Raw genomic sequence first — 18541 nt, 5'->3', positions numbered from 1 at the left:
GATACGGCCCAGGTCGGCGTGCCGCCGCTTGCCGCGGTCAGTCGGCGTCGGCCAGCCGGCGCAGCGTCGCGCGGAAAATCTGGCTGGATTTGCCGACCAGCGCGGTGCCGTTCATCACCGCCGCGTCGCCGGTCGAGGTGCCGGTGACGCCGATGCCAACCGGTTCCTTCTGGCCGCCGAACAGCGGATTGGCGTCCGGGCTCGGGGTGTGCTGGGTGACGGTGACTTCGCCCTTGAAGCTGTCGCCGGTGCTGACATAGCTGCCGACGTAGAACAGATAGGCGTCGCCGCCCAGGATCTTGCCGTCGCGGAACAGCACCACGCCGCTGCCCTTGCCGGAGCGGCCGTCGAGCAGATCGGCATGGATCGAATACAGCCCGTTCCTCATCGCGTCCCCCGCGCCGCCGCAACATCGCGAAGGCGCAAGCCTGTTATGCCAAAGCCGGCCGATCGCCGTCAACGTGACAGGAACGCGCGAAGCCGAGGGGCCGTTGGCGGCGGCGGGGCGCTGCGCCAAAGCGACGGGCCGCGGTCGATGCCTGAGCGGCAGGACGCGCGGCCCGTCGAGGTTTGCGTAGCGTGCTACGCGGCGCGGACCGTGGAGAGGAAGCGCCCGACCTCGCTGCGCAGCCGGTTGCTGTCGCTGGACAGCGTCCGGGCCGCGGACAGCACCTGCGCCGACGCCGAGCCGGTTTCGGTGGCGCCGCGCTGCACGTCGTTGATATTCGAGGAGACCTGCTGGGTGCCCTGCGCGGCCTGCTGCACGTTGCGGGAGATCTCCTGGGTCGCGGCGCCCTGTTCCTCGACAGCCGACGCGATGGTCGAGGCGATTTCCGACAGCTTCTCGATAGTGCCGCTGATGTCGCGGATCGCGCCGACCGATTCCTGGGTCGCGGCCTGGATGCCGGAGATCTGCTGACTGATGTCGCCGGTCGCCTTCGCGGTTTGCTCCGCCAGCGCTTTCACTTCCGACGCGACGACCGCGAAGCCCCGTCCGGCTTCGCCGGCGCGCGCCGCCTCGATGGTGGCGTTGAGCGCGAGCAGATTGGTCTGCCCCGCGATCTGGTTGATCAGTTCGACGACGTCGCCGATCCGGGACGCCGCCGTCGCCAGTTCGCCGACTCGATCGTTGGTCATGCGGGCCTGACTGACCGCTTCATTGGCCATCCGCGCGGAGTCCTGGACCTGACGGCTGATCTCGTTGACCGAGGACGACAGTTCCTCGGTGGCCGACGCTACCGACTGCACGTTGGTGGAGGCTTCTTCGGAGGCGGCCGCCACCATGGTGGTGAGCTCCTGCGAGCGGTCGGCGGTCGATGTCAGCGTCGAAGCGGAGGCTTCGAGTTCGGTCGAGGCCGACGACACCGTGTCGACGATCTCGCCGACGGCGGCTTCGAAACTGTCGGCGAGCTGGATCATCTCTGCCTTGCGGCGCTGCGCCGCGATCTGCTCCTGCTTGGCCTGTGCCTCGGCTTCCTCGCGTGCCTTCTGCTCGGCGTTCTTGCTGATCACCACCACGGTCTTGGCGATGTCGCCGACTTCGTCGCCGCGGGTCGCGCCGGGGATTTCGGCATTGAGTTCTCCGGCCGCGATGCGGCCGAGCGCGCCGTTCAGCCGCGTCAGCGGACGGGCGACGCCGAGGAAGGTGAAGATCACCGAGCCGATCAGCGCCAGCATCACGGCGCTCGCGGCGAGGAAGCTGACGCGGTTGGCCTGGGCGAGTTCGGCTTCGGCGCTATCCTTGGCGCCGCGGAAGCTCTTGCTCGACACGTCCACCGCTTCGCGCATCAATGGGCCCATCTGCCCGGCGGTCGTCAGCATCGCGGCGGACTGCTCGTTCCTGATGCCGTCCAGCTTCACCGCCTCATTGGCCATATCGACGAACGCCTTGGCGTCGGCCGAGAGCTGGTCCGCGGCTGTCGTGAGCGCCTTGTCGCCGGAGATATTGCGCAGCCGGACCAGAGCCTCGTTCAAGGCGGCGGCGCGTAGTTCGATGACTTTCCTCTGGCTGTCGTCGCCGCTCGCGGTGTACCGCCAGTTCGCCGCGCGGATCGCGTTGTAATGCGAATCGGCTTCGTACATCGCCCGCTCGATCTCGATACGGTTGGCGGCGACCACTGGAGAAGCCTTCAGGGCTTCGAACGACTTGCGCCATTCGCTCGACACCAGGTCTCGTTTGGCGGCCATTGCGAACGCCTGCTGGATGGTCTTGACCTGAGCACTGGCCTGGGTCTCGTACTCCTTCGCGAGCGCGCTGATCTTCTCGAGCCGCTGCCTGTTCTCCGGCTTCACGGCCCGCAAAGCCGCCGACTCGAGTTCTTTTTGGGTGCGAGTGCTCATCTCCGCCAGCGACGCGATCGGCTTCTCCATCTCGGCGGGAGTTTTCGCGAGCCGGATGTCGCGCACCGCGAGCTGCATCCGTCGCAGAGCTATATTCGCCTCCAGCGTGTGCTCGTTGATGAACTGCTGGCCGTCGGCGAGGTTGTTGGCGGCGGTGATATTGCGCTCGGCAATGATCTGGTTGATCAGCATGCCGCCCGCGAGCAGGACGCCGACGACACCGGCGAGCCCGAGCTTGTTTCCGATTCGGTCGAATTTCATGGTCGAGAACCCCAGAGGAAGGCGATCGCTGTCGCGACGTCGGTGCGGCCCAGACTTGGAAGAAATCGATTAGCAGTGTGTGAAACCAGCGCTTCGTATGAGTACCAGTGTTTGCTCGTGCTAATCAGTTGTCGCGGATAGGGCCGGTGCGCGGGTGGCTCTCGGTCCGTCGCGGCGGGCACTGTCTGGCGCTTGCAGGCGCTTTTCGAGTGAGCCCGCGAAGCCGGTCGGTTTGTTCGGCCGATTGCGCCCGCGGTGAATTCCCAACGGTACGATTCAATGTCGTCTATCCCGGTGCCCCGACGTCGGGCGCGGATGCGATGGGGGCGCCGTCGTCGTTCAGATCGTCGGGCGGGACCGGACGGATGGGGGAGCGGAGACGCCGAAGATCCTTGCCGCGACCGATGGCATGTCGACGGAGCAGCCGTCGCCCTGATCGCCGGAATATCCACGCGCCGAAGACCGCGCGGCGGATCGACGAGGTCGTGGAATGCGCTGTCGCGAAAAATGGCGCGCTCGGAAGGATTCGAACCTCCGACCCTCGGAATCGAAATCCGATGCTCTATCCAGCTGAGCTACGAGCGCGGGGCCGGGCGGGGCGTGCCGCCCGGCGGGGACTTTCGAATACCTCACTTTCGCAGGTGCTTACAAGGGGGAGGGGCTCCCATGATTTCGCCGGAATGTGCGCATTAACGTCGCGCAAACCAAACTGGGCCAAAGTGTCGCTCCCGGCCGTTGCCGGACCGCTCCCTTGTCGCCACGGGTTTCGACCGAACCATGCGTAAGCTGTTCTCGCTGCTGCTGCCGTTGATCCTGCTGGCGGCGCCGGCACACGCCGATCTTCGCATCACGCGGGATCACGGCGGTTACGTCGAGGAGTACAAGGCGAAGTACCAGCGCATCCGCGAGCGCCGCGAGCGGGTCATCATCGACGGCATCTGCAATTCGGCCTGCACCCTGGTGTTCGGAATCGTGCCGCCGAACAAGATCTGCGTCACCCCACGCGCCAGCCTCGGCTTTCACCAGGCCTATTACGACAAGGCGTTCACCTTCGGCATCAAGGTCACCAGCCTCGAAGGCACCTCGGAGCTGATGTCGTATTATCCGCAGCCGGTGAAGGACTGGCTCGCCCGCAACGGCGGCCTGACCACCGAGATGAAGAAGATCAAGAACGGCGTCGATCTGTGGAAGATCGTCGATCCCTGCCCGGAAGAGTATTGAGCACGCCGGCCGTCTGAGCCGGCCGCATCGGCGAAAGATCCCCTGAACCCGTGTCACCTCCCGGCGAGCCGATCGCGGCTCGGCCACCGGGATATCAACGCGCCGGCGCATGGAGCGAGGCGCCGTACCCGACGAGGACGATCTTCTCTGGCTGCAACGGCCGCGGCGTGGCATGGACGGGCGCGCGACCGCGCCGCGCCCGTCATCCACGATCGGGCTCTCGGGGAGACAATGAACCGCAACGCAGAGAACCTCGCCGCCCGTGCGGCGCCGGCCGTGTTCGTGGTGCTGTGGAGCACCGGTTTCGTCGGCACCAAATACGCGCTCACCGGAGCGGAGCCGCTGACCTATCTGTCGATCCGGATGGTGGCAGTGGTGGCGCTGATGGCGGTGATCGCCGCGATCGCCCGGCCGCAATGGCCGGGCCTCGCCGGCGTCGGCCACAGCGTCGTCGCCGGGCTTCTGGTGCACGGCGTCTATCTGGCCGGCACCTCGATCGCGATCGCGCATTCGGTGCCGGCGGGGCTGTCGGCGCTGATCCCAGGCCTGCAGCCGATCCTGACCTCGACGCTGGCCAACCGCTGGCTCGGCGAGCGCGTCACGCCGCTGCAATGGCTCGGGCTCGGGCTCGGTCTCGGCGGCACGCTGTTGATCCTGCACGGCCGCAGCCTGACCGGCGACGTCGGCTGGGGCTGGTTCGCCTCCGCCTGCGCGCTGATCGGCATCACCATCGGGACGCTGTACCAGAAGCGCTATTGCAGCGGCATCGACTGGCGCGCCGGCAATATCATCCAGTTTCTCGCCGCGCTGGCGCTGTTCGCCGTCGGCGCCGCGCTGTTCGAGACCCGTGTGGTCGATTGGACCACGGAGTTCGTGCTGGCGGTGGGATGGCTGGTTGTGGTGCTGTCGATCGGCTCGATCGGGCTGCTGTACTGGCTGATCCGGCATTCCGCCGCCACCTCGGTGGCGAGCCTGTTCTATCTGGTGCCGGCGGTGACAGCGCTGATGGCCTATGTGCTGTTCGGCGAGACACTCGACGCGGTGTCGATCGCCGGCATGGCGATCTGCGCGGCGGCGGTGTTCCTGGTCAATCGGGCGAAGGCATAGGCGGGCAGGCGGCGCGCGCGGCTGCTGCCGGAGAACAGCAAAAAGCCTCCGGCGAACTCTTCCGGAGGCTTTCGCTGGCCGACGCGGATGAAACGCTCAGCGCTTGGATTTCTTGGCCTTCTTGGCCTTCTTCGGCGCCGCCTTCTTGGCCTTTTTCACGGCTTTCTTGGCCGTCTTCTTGGCGGCTTTCTTCGCAGCTTTCTTGGCTTTCTTCGGCGCCGTTTTGGCGGCTTTCTTGGCCGGCTTGGCTTTCTTCGCCGCCTTCTTGGCGGCCTTCTTACCAGCCTTCTTGCCTGCCTTCTTGGTCGCCTTCGTGGTGGCCTTCTTGACGTCGGCCTTCACCTTCTTGGCGGCCTTGCGCGCCTTCTTGACTGCGGTCTTGGCTGCGTCGGTGACCTCGTTGATCACCTCGCCCACCTGCTCGATCATCGGCTTGTCGTCGTCCATGTTGATCCCCCAAAGGGTTTGCAGATAACCCCGACGATAGCCGATTCGCGAAATTAGTAACGCTGCCAACCGCAGTTGTTCAACGCTGCCGCTGCTCAGAATAGGCCGAAAGCGCGCGCTGGCGGGCCGCCTTGTGGTCGACGATCGGCCTCGGGTAGTTGCCGCCGAGCTCGACGCCGGCGGCGGCGAGTTCGAGCGGCGTCGCAGTCCACGGCTGGTGGATCAGGTTGTTCGGCAGGCCGGCGAGTTCGGGCAGCCAGCGGCGGATATAGGCGCCGTCCGCGTCGAACTTCTCGCTCTGCAGCACCGGGTTGAACACCCGGAAATACGGCGCCGCATCGGCGCCGCAGCCCGCCACCCACTGCCAGTTACCGGGATTGCTGCCGGGGTCGGCGTCGACCAGCGTGTCCCAGAACCACTGTTCGCCGAGCCGCCAGTCGATCAGCAAGTGCTTGACCAGGAACGAGCCGACGACCATGCGGACGCGATTGTGCATCACGCCGGAATGCCACAGCTCGTGCATCCCGGCGTCGACGATCGGATAGCCGGTGCGGCCGCGCTGCCAGGCGGTCAGCGCGCCATCGTCGCTGTGCCACGGGAAGGCGTCGAACGCCGGCTGTAGATTGCGGGCGGCAAGATCCGGATGGTCGGCGAGCAGATGCCGGCAGAACTCGCGCCAGCCGAGTTCGCTGAGGAATTTGTCGATGTCGGGCGCGATCGCCGGCCGCTCGGCGGCGGCGAAGCGCGCCGCGTACCAGACCTGGCGCGGACTGATTTCGCCGAACCGCAGATGCGGCGACAGCCCGGAGGTGACGTGCCGATCCGGATAGTCGCGGCCCTCGGCGTAGCCCGGCAGTCCGGCGAGGAAGTCGGCGAGCCGCGTCTGCGCGGCGGCTTCGCCCGGCCGCCAGGTGGCGCGCAGGCCGCCGGCCCAGTCCGGCGAGGTCGGCTCGAGTTGCCAGTCGCTGAGCTGATCGCCCGGCAGTGTCGGCGCCGGGCGTAGCGCGGCAGGACGGGGCAGGGGCTGCGGCGGATCGCCGAGGCTGAGCACGCGCCGCCAGAACGGGGTGAACACCCGCATGCCGCGGCCGTCCTTGCTGCGGATCGTGTTCGGCGCCACCAGCGTATCGCCAGGGTGGCGGTGATAGGCGATGCCGGCCACGGTCAGCGCGTCTGCCAGCGCGTCGGCGACGGCGCGATGCGGTGCGATCTCGATCTCGTTCCAATGCACCGCCGCTGCATCGCTTTGCTGCGCAAGCTCGGCCAGCACAGCGGCCGCCGGCCCCCGCCGCAGGATCAGCAATGCTCCCGCTGCACGAAGCTCAGCCTCCAGCGATCGAAGCGATTGCGCCAGCCACCATCGCGCCGCGCCACCAAGGGCGCGCACCTCATCGCTCACCTCGTCGAGCACATAGACGCACAGCACCGGTGCACCGGATTGCGCGGCGGCGTGCAACGCCGGATGATCGGCGAGACGGAGATCGTCGCGAAACCAGACGATGACGGGGCGGGAGCCGGCAGTTGTCAGCACGTGGGCTCATCCAGGATACGAGGCTGCGATTTTGCGCCGCTGTCCGGCTGCGTCTGCAACCATCGACGAGGCATTCCGTATTTGACAGGATGCATTCGGTTTTGTTCAGGAGGACGATTTGAAGCGATACGGTGTGCTCTATCTGGCGACATTCATTGTCCTGATTCCGCTCGACTTTCTGTTCCTCGGCACGATCGCCAAGAGCTTCTTCCAGTCGCAGGTCGGCGAGATGCTCGGCGAGGTGAGGCTGCTGCCGGCCGTGATGTTCTATCTGCTCTACGTCGTCGGCATCGTCATCTTCGTCAACGGCTCGGCGCAGGCGACCTGGCAATCCTCGTTGTTGTACGGGGCGCTGTTCGGCGTGTTCTGCTACGCCACCTTCGAGCTGACCTCGCTGGCGCTGCTGAAGCACTGGACCTGGCCGGTGGTCGCGGTCGACATCTCGTGGGGCGCTTTCGTCACCGCGGTGTCGGGGACGCTCGGCCTGCTGCTGGCGGATTGGTGGTCGCCGCGCTGAGCGCCGCTCGCCGCCGACGCTCGAAACGCTGAAGGACATCTGAACGACCGGTGCGGCCAAATGGCCGCCCGGCCGAAGCGCTTTGCCCCAACTTCGCCGCCACTGCGCCCAACCGCCGCCGGAGGCTCCTGCGAATTGAGCCGGCGAGACCGCTGTTGCGACAAATCGGCAACCCTGCTGGGAAAGATGCCGGTCAAGCCGAACCGAATCGACCGCAGGGGCGAAGTCTTAACCAAGCGTTTACGCCAGCGTGGAATTGCTGGCTCAGAGCCAGAAAAACGAGTGAAAGCAATGACTGCCGCCGCCACTGCCGAGCTGATCGGCATCGACCCTTCCAAGATTTCGAACCGCTACACCGCCGCGCAGGCGCTCGGAATTGTGCGCGACGGCATCATCACCGGCGAGGGGCCGACCACCGGTGGTCGGGTCCACTTCTCCCGTACCCTCGATGCTGCCGATGCGGCCTGGTGCATGCGCATCCTGACCGCGGCGACGGTCGATGATCAGCCGATCAGCCGGGCCGAGGCCGAGGCGCTGTTCGAGATCAACGATGCCGCAGCCGAACGCGTCGACGGCGGTCGGTTCGACGATCTGTTCGCCAAAGCGGTGGCCCACCATGCTGCGGCGGCCTCGGGTCTGCCGGTGCCGGCCCGCAGCGTCGCGCTGTCGCCCGACGTGGCGATCGAGTCCTGGGCGCCGACCCAGGCGGTCGGCGTCAACACCGAGGTGCTGGAATGGATTTCGCGCCAGATGCGCGGCACCCGGCGCAACAACCACACCTTGATGCGCCTGGTCGCCACCCTGGTCGGAGTCGCGACGCTGCCGTTGATCACCCAGTTGCCCCAGATTCTCGATCTCGGCGCCTAACGCCCAACCACATCGTGACAAATGCAACGGCGGGGATTGCCCCGCCGTTTGCTTTTTGGGCAGGCAACGGCGCCCGTGCGCGCGCCGCGGGTTCAACCCGGCCGACGGAATGTTCCGTCAGCCCGTTGGAAAACCACGAAATTTAGTTGCGGAGCGGGTGTTTTTGCGCGAAAGCGAGACGCTGTCTGCCGAGGTGGCGGCCGGCGCGTGCGGGCGGGCCATTGGTTTAATCGGTCGTAGCGCCGGCCCCCTGCGCAATATCTAGTTCTCCCCGCCGACAGAATTGTTACAAGCACATCCGCAATGCCGAATGCCGTCCCGGCCGGGAGGGCAGAACCACCCCCAAGGTTGCAAGCAAGAAGAGCATGTTCAAACGTATTCTGATCGCCAACCGCGGCGAGATCGCCTGCCGGGTCATCAAGACCGCGCGTCGTATGGGTATCGAGACGGTCGCCGTCTATTCCGAGGCGGACCGCGACGCGCTGCACGTCGAAATGGCCGACGAGGCGGTGCTGATCGGCCCGCCGGCGGCGGCCGAGAGCTATCTGGTGATCGAGAAGATCGTCGAAGCCTGCAAGAAGACCGGCGCCGAGGCGGTGCATCCCGGCTACGGCTTCCTGTCCGAGCGTGAAGCGTTCCCACGCGCGCTGGCCGATGCCGGCATCGTGTTTATCGGTCCGAACCCCGGCGCGATCGCCGCGATGGGCGACAAGATCGAGTCCAAAAAGGCCGCCGCGCAGGCCAAGGTCTCGACCGTTCCCGGCTTCCTCGGCGTGATCGAGGACGACAAGCACGCGGTCAAGATCGCCGACGAAATCGGCTACCCGGTGATGATCAAGGCCTCCGCCGGCGGCGGCGGCAAGGGCATGCGGATCGCGCACTCGCGGGCGGAAGTCGCCGAAGGCTTCAACCTCGCCAAGGCGGAGGCCAAGGCCTCGTTCGGCGACGACCGTGTCTTCATCGAGAAGTTCATCGTCGATCCGCGCCACATCGAGATCCAGGTGCTCGGCGACAAGCACGGCAACGTCATCTATCTCGGCGAGCGCGAATGCTCGATCCAGCGCCGCAATCAGAAGGTGATCGAAGAGGCGCCGTCGCCGCTGCTCGACGAGGTCACCCGCCGCAAGATGGGCGAGCAGGCGGTCGCGCTGGCCAAGGCCGTGAACTACGACAGCGCCGGCACCGTCGAGTTCGTTGCCGGCCAGGACAAGAGCTTCTACTTCCTCGAGATGAACACCCGCCTGCAGGTTGAGCATCCGGTCACCGAAATGGTCACCGGGATCGACCTGGTCGAGCAGATGATCCGCGTGGCGGCTGGCGAGAAGCTGGCGCTGGCGCAGAAGGACGTCACGCTGAAGGGCTGGGCGATCGAGTCCCGCGTCTATGCGGAAGATCCGTTCCGCAACTTCCTGCCGTCGATCGGCCGCCTGGTGAAGTACCGTCCGCCGGCCGAGAGCGCGGCTTCCGGCATCACGGTGCGCAACGACACCGGCGTGCAGGAGGGCGGCGAGATCTCGATGTTCTATGACCCGATGATCGCCAAGCTGGTGACCCACGGGCCGTCGCGCGCCGCGGCGATCGAGGCGCAGACCCACGCGCTCGACGCGTTCTACGTCGACGGCATCCGCCACAACATTCCGTTCCTGTCGGCGCTGATGACGCATCCGCGCTGGCGCGAGGGCAATCTGTCGACCGGCTTCATCGCCGAGGAATTCCCGCAAGGCTTCCATCCGCGGGTGCCGGAGGGTGAAGTCGCCCGCCGCATCGCCGCGGTCGGCGCGGCGATCGACCGGGTGATCGGCGAGCGCAAGCGCAAGATCTCGGGTCAGATGATCGGCCGCGCGGTGATCCGCGAGCGCCGCCGCTGCGTCTGGCTGGAGCGCAGCGAAGTGCCGCTCGACGTGATCCGCGAGGGCGAGGCGTTCGTGGTCCGCTTCGCCAATCCCGACGGATCGCTGGGGCAGCCGCATCAGTTGCTGTCGTCCTGGATGCCGGGCGACCCGGTGTGGGAAGGCACCATCGACGGCCATCCGGTCGCGGTGCAGGTTCGCGCGATCCCGAACGGCTTCAAGCTGGCGCATCACGGCTACGAAGTGTCGGTCAACGTCTTCACCGAGCGTGAAGCCGCGGCCGCGCGCTGGATGAAGGAAGCCGACAAGGCCGACACCGGCAAGAAGGTGCTGTGCCCGATGCCGGGTCTGGTGGTGTCGATCGCCGTCGCCGAAGGCCAGGAGATCAAGGCCGGCGAGACGCTCGCCGTGATCGAGGCGATGAAGATGCAGAACGTGCTGCGCGCCGAGCGCGACGGCCAGATCAAGAAGATCCATGCCGCCGCCGGCGCGACGCTCGCGGTCGACGCGGTGATCATGGAGTTCGCGTAAGACCATGGCCTGGCGTGACCGCCGCGGCGCATTGCGGGCGATCCTGACCGGATCGGCCTGCGTGCGCCCGGCGTCGGTGTACGACGCGATCTCGATCCGGATCGCCGACGATCTCGGCTTTCCGTTCGGGATGTTCGGTGGCTCGGTGGCGTCGCTGGCAATCCTCGGCGATCCCGACATCACGCTGATCACGCTGACCGAGCTTGCCGAGCAGGTGCGGCGGATGAGCCGCGCCGCGGCGCTGCCGGTGGTGGTGGATGCCGATCACGGCTACGGCAACGCGCTCAACGTCCGCCGCACCGTCGAAGAACTCGAAGCGGCGGGCGCCGCCGGTCTCACCATCGAAGACACGCTGCTGCCGCAGGCCTACGGCGAGGCCAAGCCGCAACTGGTGTCGCGCGAGGAGGGACTCGGCAAGATCAAGGCCGCGCTCGATGCGCGGCGCGATCCCAACCTGGTTATCTTCGGCCGCACCGGCGCCTGCTCGATCACCTCGCTCGACGATGCGATCGAACGCGCGCTGGCCTATGAGGCCGCGGGCGTCGATGCGCTGTTCTTCACCGGGGTGAAGACCCGCGCCCAGCTCGAAGCGATCAGCGCCGCGACCACGCTGCCGCTGGCGCTCGGCAGTCCGCCGGCCGAACTCGGCGACTTCGATCACCTCGCGGGCAGGCGCGTCCGCATCGCGGTGCAGGGCCACGCGCCGATCGCGGCTGCGACCGAGGCCGTATTCAAGACGCTGTCGGCGATCAAGGATGGCGCGACGCCGAAGCAACTGACCGGGCTCGCGGGCGCCGACCTGACGGACAAGGTCACGCGCGCCGACGTCGTCGCTGATCGGAACGAGCACTTCCTCGGTGTGAAACGCTGATGAGCGAGATCATCCGGCAGGTGACGATCAGCGGCCGGGTGCAGGGCGTCGGCTATCGGGCCTGGCTGGCCCATACTGCTGAAGCGATGGGGCTGCAGGGCTGGGTGCGCAATCGCCGCGACGGCAGCGTCGAGGCGGTGCTGGCCGGCAGCGAGCCGGTCGTCAGCGAGATGATCGCGCGATGCCAGCGTGGACCGTCGGCGGCGCGCGTCGATGCGGTGGTGGCAGAGGCCGCGCAGCCGGACGTTCTGAACCTGCGCCAGACGGGCGAGCGGGTTTCGATCCTGTCGACGCTGTAAGGCCGGCAATTCGGCTTCCTTGCGAGAACCACGTCGATGTCGGCGTCGGGAGGGCTGCCGCTCCCGCCGAGGCGGCGTCCGTGCGCCTGGAATTATCGTCGCCGTCGCGTGGTGACACGGGACGGCGGTCGGCCGTCCTCGGCGGTGGCGCCGATCCGGTCGCTCATGCGGCCGGCGCGGGTGGCGCTGTAGCCGAGAAGCCACTCCTCGAACCGCTCCGGCGCCAGCGCGGGCGCATACAGGAAGCCCTGGACGACGTCGCAGCCGAGCTCGCTCAGGAGTTGGAATTGCGCTTTCGTCTCGACGCCTTCGGCGACGACGCTGAGGGCGAGGCTCTGGCCGACCCGCACCACGGTGGTGACGACCGCGCAGGCGGTCGGGCTGATCTCCAGCTCGCTCATGAAGCCGCGATCGATCTTCAGCTCGCGGATCGGCAATTGCGCCAGCCGGTTGAGATTGGAATAGCCGGTGCCGAAATCGTCGAGTGACAGGCCGACTCCGATCCGGCGCAGCGCCACCATGGTTTCGTGCGCGGTCGAGCGGTTGTCTTGCGCGACGCCCTCGGTGACCTCGAGCATCAGCGCTTCGGGCGGCAGGTGATAAGTCGCGAGCGTGTCGGCAACGAGCGTCGGCAGCGCGGCATTCTCGAAGTTGATCGGCGACAGATTGACGGCGACGCTCGGCACCTCAAGCCCCTGGTCGCGCCATACGCGCATCTGCCGGCAGGCCTCGCGGATCGACCAGCAGGCGATCTGATCGATCAGGCCGCACTCTTCGGCCAGCGGAATGAATTTGGCCGGCGGCACCGGGCCGAGCACCGGATCGTGCCAGCGTGCCATCGCTTCGACGCCGTGCAGCGCGCCGTCAGCGGTTCTGATCTGCGGCTGATAATGCAGTTCGAGTCGGCTGTCGGCGAGAGCCGAGCGCAGCGCTGCCGCATAGGCCATTCGCTGCTCGGCTGCGCCGTGCATGTCGCAATTGAACAGTCGGTAGGTCGAGCGACCCGAACGCTTGGCGCGATACATCGCGGTGTCGGCCTGGTTGATCAGGGTGTCGATGTCGGTGGCGTTGTCGGGATACAGGCTGACCCCGATGCTGGCCGACATCGGCACCTGGCTGTTGCACAGCGCGAACGGCAGCATCAACGCGTCGCTGATCCGCGCCACCACCGGTTCGATTTCGGCCGGCTCGCGGTTCGGCAGCACGACGACGAATTCGTCGCCGCCGAGCCGGCCCACCACGTCGCCGGGCTGGATGTGATCGCGCAGCCTGCGCGCGAACTCGACCAGGAATTCGTCGCCGGCGGCATGGCCCAGCGTGTCGTTGATGTCCTTGAAATTGTCGACGTCCAGAAACGCCAGCGCAACGGAGCGGCCCTGTGGGCAGGCCGCGGTCGCTTCGCCGATCAGATCGCGCAGCCGCGCCCGGTTGGGCAGGCCGGTCAGCATGTCGAAATAAGCGAGCCTTGCGATCTGCGCGCGCGACTCCATGCGCTCGATCGCGAGCGCGCCGAGATGCAGGCAGGCATCGACAATGCGGTGATGCCAATGGCTCGGCGGCCGGCAGGCGTGGAAATAGAACGCGAAGGTGCCGATCACACGGCCGTCCTTGGCCTTGATCGGCGACGACCAGCAGGCGCGTAGCCCGATTTCCAATAGCCGCTTCTTGAACGGCTCCCAGCGCGGGTCGGTGTCGATGTCGAGCGCCAGCACCGGTTCGCCATAATACGCCGAGGCGCCGCACGCGCCGACCTGCGGGCCGATCGGCACGCCGTCGAGCGCCCGGGAGTAATCGTCGGGCAGGCTCGGGCCACCGAGCGGGTGCAACAGGCCCTGCGCGTCGACATGCAGCAGCGAGGACACCACGTCCGGCGCGATCTTCTCGACGAACCGACACATCCGATCGGCGACCTCGGTAGTCGGAATCTCGTCGGCGAGTGCCCCCAGCGTCAGTTGCTGCAGCATGCGCAACTGACGGGTTTCCGAGATATCGGTCAGCAGTGCGAAGACCTGTGTGATCCGGCCCTGCGGGTCACGCAGTGCCTTCACGTCCGCCGAGATCCAGACCTCTTCGCCGTTCTTGTCGTAGACCAGGATTTCCTCTTCGCCGCCTTCGTCGTCGGCCATCCATCGTTTCAGGCCTGCCATCATGCGGCGATTGGTGTGGTGACCGGCGAGCAGATCGATGATGTTACGGCCCTTGGCTTCATCGGCACCGTAGCCGAACAGGACGGCGAAGGCGGCGTTTGTGTAGAGAATCCTGAGCTCAGGATCGGTCAACAGCACAGCTCGCGTCGTGCGGTCCGCGATCGAGGTGAGGAGTTCGATCCCTTTGCGACGCTCCAGCTCGGGCGTGACGTCGCGCACCGTGAGCAGCGTGTAGTCGCAGCCATCGGCGCCGATCGTCGATCGCGTCAGCTCGGCGGTGATCGATCGGCCGTCGCGGCTTGTGATCTCGATCTCGACCGTGAGTTCGGATGCGGCGTTCGAGTGATGCGAGCCAGCGATAGGCTCCAGCATCGCGTTGATGCCGAGAAGGTCACAATGACAGCCGATCAGTTCCGCGCGACCGATCCCCCAAAATCGTTCTGCTGTCTGGCTGAAGAAGCAGATGTAACCGCCATCATCGATGATGATGGCGGCGTCCCGCGCGTGGTCGAGCGCGACCTGCCACAGCGACTGATCGTCAAGGGAACTGTTGTGTCGGCGCATCGCCCGGATCGAATACTGTGGAAACTACGAGGTTGGTCGGCCGCCACAGGCGGAGGCCGTTGCTGATCTATCCATGCTAACGTGACGAAAGCGTTGTCGGTGCCGCATCGGCGCAGACGCGCGGTTTCATCCTTAGAATTCCGTTGCCGGAACCGGTGACACAGTCGCGGTTGCGTTCGAACAACGATGATTGCGGCTGATTTTTTTTCAGGCGGTTCCGGCGCGGAAGTAATCGCCTCGCGTGCGTGAAGCTGACAGCAGATCGGGGAGACTCAGACGCCCGCAGGCGTCGAGGCGCGGGTTTCGCCGAAGATGTTTTCGAACGCGGCGCGCAAAGCGAGGTCGACGTCGCTCATCACCACCGGCAGGCCGAGATCGACCAGGCTGGTAACTCCGTAGCGCGGATCGCTGATCCCGCAGGGCACGATCGCCTTGAAATGCGACAGGTCGGGTTCGACGTTGATGGCGATGCCGTGCAACGACACCCAGCGTTTCAGCCGGACGCCGATCGCCGCGATCTTGTCCTCGTAGCCGTCGCCCTTGTCGGGGCGGCGGACCCAGACGCCGACCCGATCTTCCCGGCGCTCGCCGCGGATGTTTAAGGCATCGAGGGTGGCGATGATCCATTGTTCGAGCGCAGCCACATAGGCGCGCACGTCGGGGCGGCGGCGCTTCAGGTCGAGCATCACATAGGCCACCCGCTGGCCAGGGCCGTGATAGGTGAGCTGGCCGCCGCGGCCGGTGGTGAACAGCGGGAAACGCTCCTCCAGCAGGTCCGTGGCGTGACCGCTGGTGCCCGCGGTGTAGAGCGGCGGGTGCTCCAGCAGCCAGACCAGCTCGGGCGCAAGTCCGGCAGCGATCGCGGCGGCACGTGCCTCCATGGTCGCCACCGCCTCAGGATATGGCACGGGCGAATCGGAGATGCGCCATTCCACCGCTGGAGAGCCGTCGGCGGGCTTCAAGGCGGTCCAATCCAGTGTCTGGCGGGGGGAAGTCGAGACGTTAATCATTGGATAACCATAACGTGGTGTGGTCGACCACGTCTTCGTTCCTCAGGCAAGTCAGTCCGGGTTCCAGTGCCGACACTCGATAAAGTTTCCGTCGATCTGATGGTGGTTCTCGGGACCACCTCGATGCCGATCCACCAGGTGCTGCGGCTCAGCCGCGGCGCCATCATCGAACTGGACGCCACCGAAGCCGACGAGGTCAAGATCCTCGCCAACAACATGCCGATCGCGTCCGGCATGGTTTTGGTCGATCGCAACCGAATTGCGGTCGAGGTCAAACAGATGTTGCCGCGATCCCCAGATCGGCGCTGATCTGGCCTTGTGGCCTCATCATTGTTTTGTTAAATGGGCGCCGTCGATCCGGTCGGCGATGCCCGAAACCGGTCCCAAGCGCTCGTGGCGGAATTGGTAGACGCGCTGCCTTGAGGTGGCAGTGAGTAAAATCGTGGGGGTTCGAGTCCCTCCGAGCGCACCAATTTCGCTCCGGCCCGTGCTGTTCGGCGCAATCCTCCCAAACAACCTGACGATCTGGTCTCGCGCATAACAACTGCGAGAACGTTGGCATTCGGATGCCGAAGCCCGATCGTCAGAACAGGCGGGGATCGAGGGTAAACGGCTCGATGTCTGCGATTCTGATCCGGTCGGCGCCAGGATGCCGGTGGTTGATCAGCACGTTCAGATCCGGTGATCCGTCGATCGGGACGATCGCGGATGGCACCCGCAGCAGCGGGGCCGAGAGCGAGGCGTGCCACGCATTACCGCGCTGCTGCGTCCAGCTTTCTCGACGTCGCCAATCGGTCGGAAGGGCGGAAAGTGGCGCGTCGTCGACGGCCAAGTTGTCCGGTGCTTCGTAGCGCACCAGCATCAGCTCAGGCAGCAGCAGCGGGTCTTCGACGTGCACCAGCTTCTCCAGCACACAGAGAGCGGGTGATGTCGCGCAGTAGGTGATGGGCCGGCCGACAGTATTCCAGCGGCCGTCGAACAGCAGTCCATAACCGCCGTCGAACGCCCGAGCGTGACGGGCGAGAGACAGTCGCCACAGGCGCATCAGGCCGCTGCGCCCCAAGCGATCTTGCCGAGCACCATCTCGATCAGTCTGGCGCCAGCCTCGGTTTGTGCCACGGTTAGGGGTGTTTCGCCCGCCAGCTCAGCCAGAGGGCGGCGAAGCCAGAGGCTGGCCTTGTCCACGCCGAAGGTGTCCTCGGCGAGGCTCTGAATGCGCAGCAGGCGGACGGCCCGGTCGGATTCGTCGATCGTGAGCGGCTGATTGCGCTCGGCGCGGTGTCGGCGTGTCCGCTGCGGGATGACGAACTGCTCGATTTCCTGATCGCTCAGCCCGGCGCGGCTCAATCCCTGGAGGGCGGCGAGGGGAAGGCGGTTGCGGACCACCATGGCCAACTCAGCCTGCGACCGAACCGTCGTGCCGAGCACCGGCTTGCCGCCAAGCTTATCCGCGACCGTCTCAATGATGGACATCGTGGGCCCCCGAGTGACGGCAATATGCCGTCAATCTAATGGCAAATTGCCGGAGGGCAAGGGGGCGGGTACCGGATCAGTGATTGAGCGGGCGAGGGCGGCTGCCTGCGTCGAGCGGGCCGCGCTGCAGGCCTTCCGGGGCGATGCCGACGCTGCCGGAGATCGGGCGCGCTGCGGCGCCGATATCGATCGACAGCGTCCGGTCGTTGAAGCTGCGGACGAACTGCGGCGCTTCGCGGGCGGCGCGCTCCGCTTTCACCGGGACCATCGCCCGGATCGCCGGGGCGCTGCGTTCGGGAATCGCGAACAGGCTGGGCGACGGCACCGGCAGGGTGATCAGGCTGTCGGCCGATTCGACCAGGGTCTGCCGCGGCCACGGCGAGCGCTGTGGCGTCGGCACCTGGCCTCGCGCCAGACGATTCGACCGGATCGGTGCGCTGCCCGGGATCAGCCGCTGGCCATCAAGGCCGATATCGGCGATCGCCGGAGCCGGCAGCATTTGTGCGTTGGCGAATACGAAGCGCGGCACCTTGGGCCAGCGCGCGGTTGCTACGGTATTCGGCGCCGGATGCAGCCGCCATTCCTGTGGCATCGTGGGCGTCTTCGGCAGCTCCGGCGTTGCTGCGACCACGTGCACGATCTTGTAGCCGCCGGCCTTCAGCGCCTGCAGGATTTTCGGCAATGCCGCCACCGTACGAGGCTGGATGTCGTGCAGCAATAAGATACCTTTGCCTTTGGCGGCTAGCCGGCTCATCGCGAGCTGGAAGACGGTCTCGGGCGGAACGTGGCGCCAGTCGTCGGCCGGGAAGTCCGCGCTCCACGCCTGGATGCCGCGGGAGGCGAGGTATTCTTCGACTGCTTCGGCCCGCAGCAGACCTGGGATGCGGAAGAACGGCGACAGCGCCGCGCGGTCGCCGCCGAGCGCGGCGAGCGTCGAGGCAATCCCTTCGTCGACCTCCTGCTGGGCCTGCTCGACCGACATCCGGTTGAAGCTCAGCGGATGATTCTGGCTGTGGGTGCCGATGGTGTGGCCGGCAGCGCGCAGCTTGCGCACGCCTTCCGGAAACGTCTTCGCCATCCGCCCCACGACGAAGAACGTCGCCTTGACGCAGTCCCTGGCCAGAATGTCGAGCACCTGGTTGCTTTCGCGCGGCAGCGGGCCGTCGTCGAACGTCAGCACCACCTCGCGGTCGCGCAGCGGCAGGGTCTCGCCGTATTGCATCGTGCCGATTCGCGGATGCTCGCGCGGGTCGACGACCAGCGTGCGCGATGTGCCGAGCGCATCGGGATTGCCGGGGCAGCTTGCCGCGCGGGCCTGATGGGGCGGGAGGGTGAGTGCGGCGGCGACGCAAGCCGCGCCAATGAGAGAGGAAATCCGCAACGAACGTTCAGACAACAGTGCACCGCCTTCACGCGACCGACAGCGCGGTTCACGACGCCCGAATCCCACCTGGACCGAAAATAAAACCGCGTCATGAACGGCTGCTTAACCGTTCAAAGTTCCA

18 protein-coding genes and 2 tRNA genes are annotated in these 18541 nt (G+C 66.4%); 10 read left to right on the top strand and 10 right to left on the bottom strand.

The genetic code is table 11. The annotated features are described in order from the left end of the window. Window positions 1-37: 37 nt before the first annotated feature. The 3 genes from FLL57_RS11345 to FLL57_RS11335 form a co-directional block, all read right to left on the bottom strand. Complete coding sequence (locus FLL57_RS11345; RefSeq protein WP_047309194.1) at window positions 38-388, bottom strand: GrlR family regulatory protein; 351 nt, start codon at window positions 386-388, stop codon at window positions 38-40. A gap of 194 nt (window positions 389-582) precedes the next feature. Continuing rightward, window positions 583-2601 carry a methyl-accepting chemotaxis protein gene (locus FLL57_RS11340; RefSeq protein ID WP_142882934.1) on the bottom strand — a complete coding sequence of 673 codons (2019 nt, stop codon included), beginning with the start codon at window positions 2599-2601 and terminating at the stop codon, window positions 583-585. Window positions 2602-3109: 508 nt separating this feature from the next. Further along, window positions 3110-3186, bottom strand: a tRNA-Arg gene (locus tag FLL57_RS11335). Window positions 3187-3378: 192 nt separating this feature from the next. Here FLL57_RS11335 and FLL57_RS11330 point away from each other — a divergent pair. Next, window positions 3379-3822: a hypothetical protein gene (locus FLL57_RS11330; protein WP_013501971.1), complete on the top strand. Its 444-nt coding sequence runs from the start codon at window positions 3379-3381 to the stop codon at window positions 3820-3822. A gap of 231 nt (window positions 3823-4053) precedes the next feature. Further along, complete coding sequence (locus FLL57_RS11325) at window positions 4054-4929, top strand: DMT family transporter (RefSeq protein ID WP_013501972.1); 876 nt, start codon at window positions 4054-4056, stop codon at window positions 4927-4929. Between the two features lie 96 nt (window positions 4930-5025). Here the strand turns inward: FLL57_RS11325 and FLL57_RS11320 are convergent, their stop codons facing one another. Next, on the bottom strand, window positions 5026-5376 hold the full coding sequence (locus FLL57_RS11320; RefSeq protein ID WP_047309192.1) for a hypothetical protein: 351 nt from the start codon (window positions 5374-5376) through the stop codon (window positions 5026-5028). Window positions 5377-5455: 79 nt separating this feature from the next. Next, window positions 5456-6907 carry a cryptochrome/photolyase family protein gene (locus FLL57_RS11315; protein WP_142882933.1) on the bottom strand — a complete coding sequence of 484 codons (1452 nt, stop codon included), beginning with the start codon at window positions 6905-6907 and terminating at the stop codon, window positions 5456-5458. A 118-nt stretch (window positions 6908-7025) separates the two neighbouring features. On the opposite strand from FLL57_RS11315, the gene FLL57_RS11310 reads away from it, so the two are divergent. From FLL57_RS11310 to FLL57_RS11290, 5 genes are all read left to right on the top strand, one after another. After that, on the top strand, window positions 7026-7424 hold the full coding sequence (locus FLL57_RS11310; protein WP_013501975.1) for a DUF2177 family protein: 399 nt from the start codon (window positions 7026-7028) through the stop codon (window positions 7422-7424). Window positions 7425-7715: 291 nt separating this feature from the next. Then, window positions 7716-8291 (top strand): hypothetical protein, encoded by a 576-nt coding sequence (locus FLL57_RS11305; RefSeq protein ID WP_013501976.1) that lies wholly within the window; start codon window positions 7716-7718, stop codon window positions 8289-8291. Between the two features lie 365 nt (window positions 8292-8656). Further along, on the top strand, window positions 8657-10672 hold the full coding sequence (locus FLL57_RS11300) for an acetyl-CoA carboxylase biotin carboxylase subunit (protein WP_142882932.1): 2016 nt from the start codon (window positions 8657-8659) through the stop codon (window positions 10670-10672). Window positions 10673-10676: 4 nt separating this feature from the next. Beyond that, the gene (locus tag FLL57_RS11295) at window positions 10677-11543 is read left to right on the top strand and encodes an isocitrate lyase/PEP mutase family protein (protein ID WP_142882931.1); all 867 of its coding nucleotides are present in this window, start codon (window positions 10677-10679) and stop codon (window positions 11541-11543) included. Next, window positions 11543-11842, top strand: a complete 300-nt coding sequence (locus FLL57_RS11290) for an acylphosphatase (RefSeq protein WP_047309188.1) — start codon at window positions 11543-11545, stop codon at window positions 11840-11842. Before FLL57_RS11295 ends, FLL57_RS11290 begins: the two co-directional genes overlap by 1 nt. Window positions 11843-11934: 92 nt before the next feature. On the opposite strand, the gene FLL57_RS11285 is transcribed toward FLL57_RS11290, so the two are convergent. Beyond that, window positions 11935-14475 carry an EAL domain-containing protein gene (locus FLL57_RS11285; RefSeq protein WP_433962620.1) on the bottom strand — a complete coding sequence of 847 codons (2541 nt, stop codon included), beginning with the start codon at window positions 14473-14475 and terminating at the stop codon, window positions 11935-11937. Here FLL57_RS11285 and FLL57_RS23700 point away from each other — a divergent pair. Further along, complete coding sequence (locus FLL57_RS23700) at window positions 14386-14619, top strand: hypothetical protein (protein ID WP_433962626.1); 234 nt, start codon at window positions 14386-14388, stop codon at window positions 14617-14619. The two genes, FLL57_RS11285 and FLL57_RS23700, sit on opposite strands and share 90 nt — an antisense overlap. Window positions 14620-14825: 206 nt before the next feature. Here the strand turns inward: FLL57_RS23700 and lipB are convergent, their stop codons facing one another. Further along, entirely contained in the window at window positions 14826-15563 is a 738-nt protein-coding gene (gene lipB, locus FLL57_RS11280; RefSeq protein ID WP_142882929.1) for a lipoyl(octanoyl) transferase LipB, read from the bottom strand. A gap of 66 nt (window positions 15564-15629) precedes the next feature. Here lipB and FLL57_RS11275 point away from each other — a divergent pair, with 66 nt between their 5' ends. Together FLL57_RS11275 and FLL57_RS11270 are read left to right on the top strand one after the other, a co-directional pair. Next, window positions 15630-15872, top strand: a complete 243-nt coding sequence (locus FLL57_RS11275) for a FliM/FliN family flagellar motor switch protein (RefSeq protein WP_011158713.1) — start codon at window positions 15630-15632, stop codon at window positions 15870-15872. A 78-nt stretch (window positions 15873-15950) separates the two neighbouring features. After that, window positions 15951-16035, top strand: a tRNA-Leu gene (locus FLL57_RS11270). Window positions 16036-16146: 111 nt separating this feature from the next. Here FLL57_RS11270 and FLL57_RS11265 read toward each other — a convergent pair. From FLL57_RS11265 to FLL57_RS11255, 3 genes are all read right to left on the bottom strand, one after another. Continuing rightward, entirely contained in the window at window positions 16147-16608 is a 462-nt protein-coding gene (locus FLL57_RS11265; protein WP_142882928.1) for an RES family NAD+ phosphorylase, read from the bottom strand. Beyond that, window positions 16608-17036, bottom strand: a complete 429-nt coding sequence (locus FLL57_RS11260) for an antitoxin Xre-like helix-turn-helix domain-containing protein (RefSeq protein WP_142882927.1) — start codon at window positions 17034-17036, stop codon at window positions 16608-16610. Before FLL57_RS11260 ends, FLL57_RS11265 begins: the two co-directional genes overlap by 1 nt. A 76-nt stretch (window positions 17037-17112) precedes the next feature. Then, window positions 17113-18432, bottom strand: a complete 1320-nt coding sequence (locus FLL57_RS11255; RefSeq protein WP_142882926.1) for a polysaccharide deacetylase family protein — start codon at window positions 18430-18432, stop codon at window positions 17113-17115. Between the last annotated feature and the right edge of the window lie 109 nt (window positions 18433-18541).

The organism is Rhodopseudomonas palustris (assembly GCF_007005445.1).
Classification (GTDB): domain Bacteria; phylum Pseudomonadota; class Alphaproteobacteria; order Rhizobiales; family Xanthobacteraceae; genus Rhodopseudomonas; species Rhodopseudomonas palustris_G.
This window is presented reverse-complemented; position numbering and strand designations above follow the sequence as displayed.

Coding starts and splice junctions, on each gene's coding strand:
- FLL57_RS11330 (WP_013501971.1), top strand. CDS start 3,379: ATGCGTAAGCTGTTCTCGCTGCTGCTGCCGTTGATCCTGCTGGCGGCG.
- FLL57_RS11260 (WP_142882927.1), bottom strand. CDS start 17,036: ATGTCCATCATTGAGACGGTCGCGGATAAGCTTGGCGGCAAGCCGGTG.
- lipB (WP_142882929.1), bottom strand. CDS start 15,563: ATGATTAACGTCTCGACTTCCCCCCGCCAGACACTGGATTGGACCGCC.
- FLL57_RS23700 (WP_433962626.1), top strand. CDS start 14,386: ATGACAGCCGATCAGTTCCGCGCGACCGATCCCCCAAAATCGTTCTGC.
- FLL57_RS11305 (WP_013501976.1), top strand. CDS start 7,716: ATGACTGCCGCCGCCACTGCCGAGCTGATCGGCATCGACCCTTCCAAG.
- FLL57_RS11265 (WP_142882928.1), bottom strand. CDS start 16,608: ATGCGCCTGTGGCGACTGTCTCTCGCCCGTCACGCTCGGGCGTTCGAC.
- FLL57_RS11290 (WP_047309188.1), top strand. CDS start 11,543: ATGAGCGAGATCATCCGGCAGGTGACGATCAGCGGCCGGGTGCAGGGC.
- FLL57_RS11295 (WP_142882931.1), top strand. CDS start 10,677: ATGGCCTGGCGTGACCGCCGCGGCGCATTGCGGGCGATCCTGACCGGA.
- FLL57_RS11325 (WP_013501972.1), top strand. CDS start 4,054: ATGAACCGCAACGCAGAGAACCTCGCCGCCCGTGCGGCGCCGGCCGTG.
- FLL57_RS11300 (WP_142882932.1), top strand. CDS start 8,657: ATGTTCAAACGTATTCTGATCGCCAACCGCGGCGAGATCGCCTGCCGG.
- FLL57_RS11345 (WP_047309194.1), bottom strand. CDS start 388: ATGAGGAACGGGCTGTATTCGATCCATGCCGATCTGCTCGACGGCCGC.
- FLL57_RS11340 (WP_142882934.1), bottom strand. CDS start 2,601: ATGAAATTCGACCGAATCGGAAACAAGCTCGGGCTCGCCGGTGTCGTC.
- FLL57_RS11320 (WP_047309192.1), bottom strand. CDS start 5,376: ATGGACGACGACAAGCCGATGATCGAGCAGGTGGGCGAGGTGATCAAC.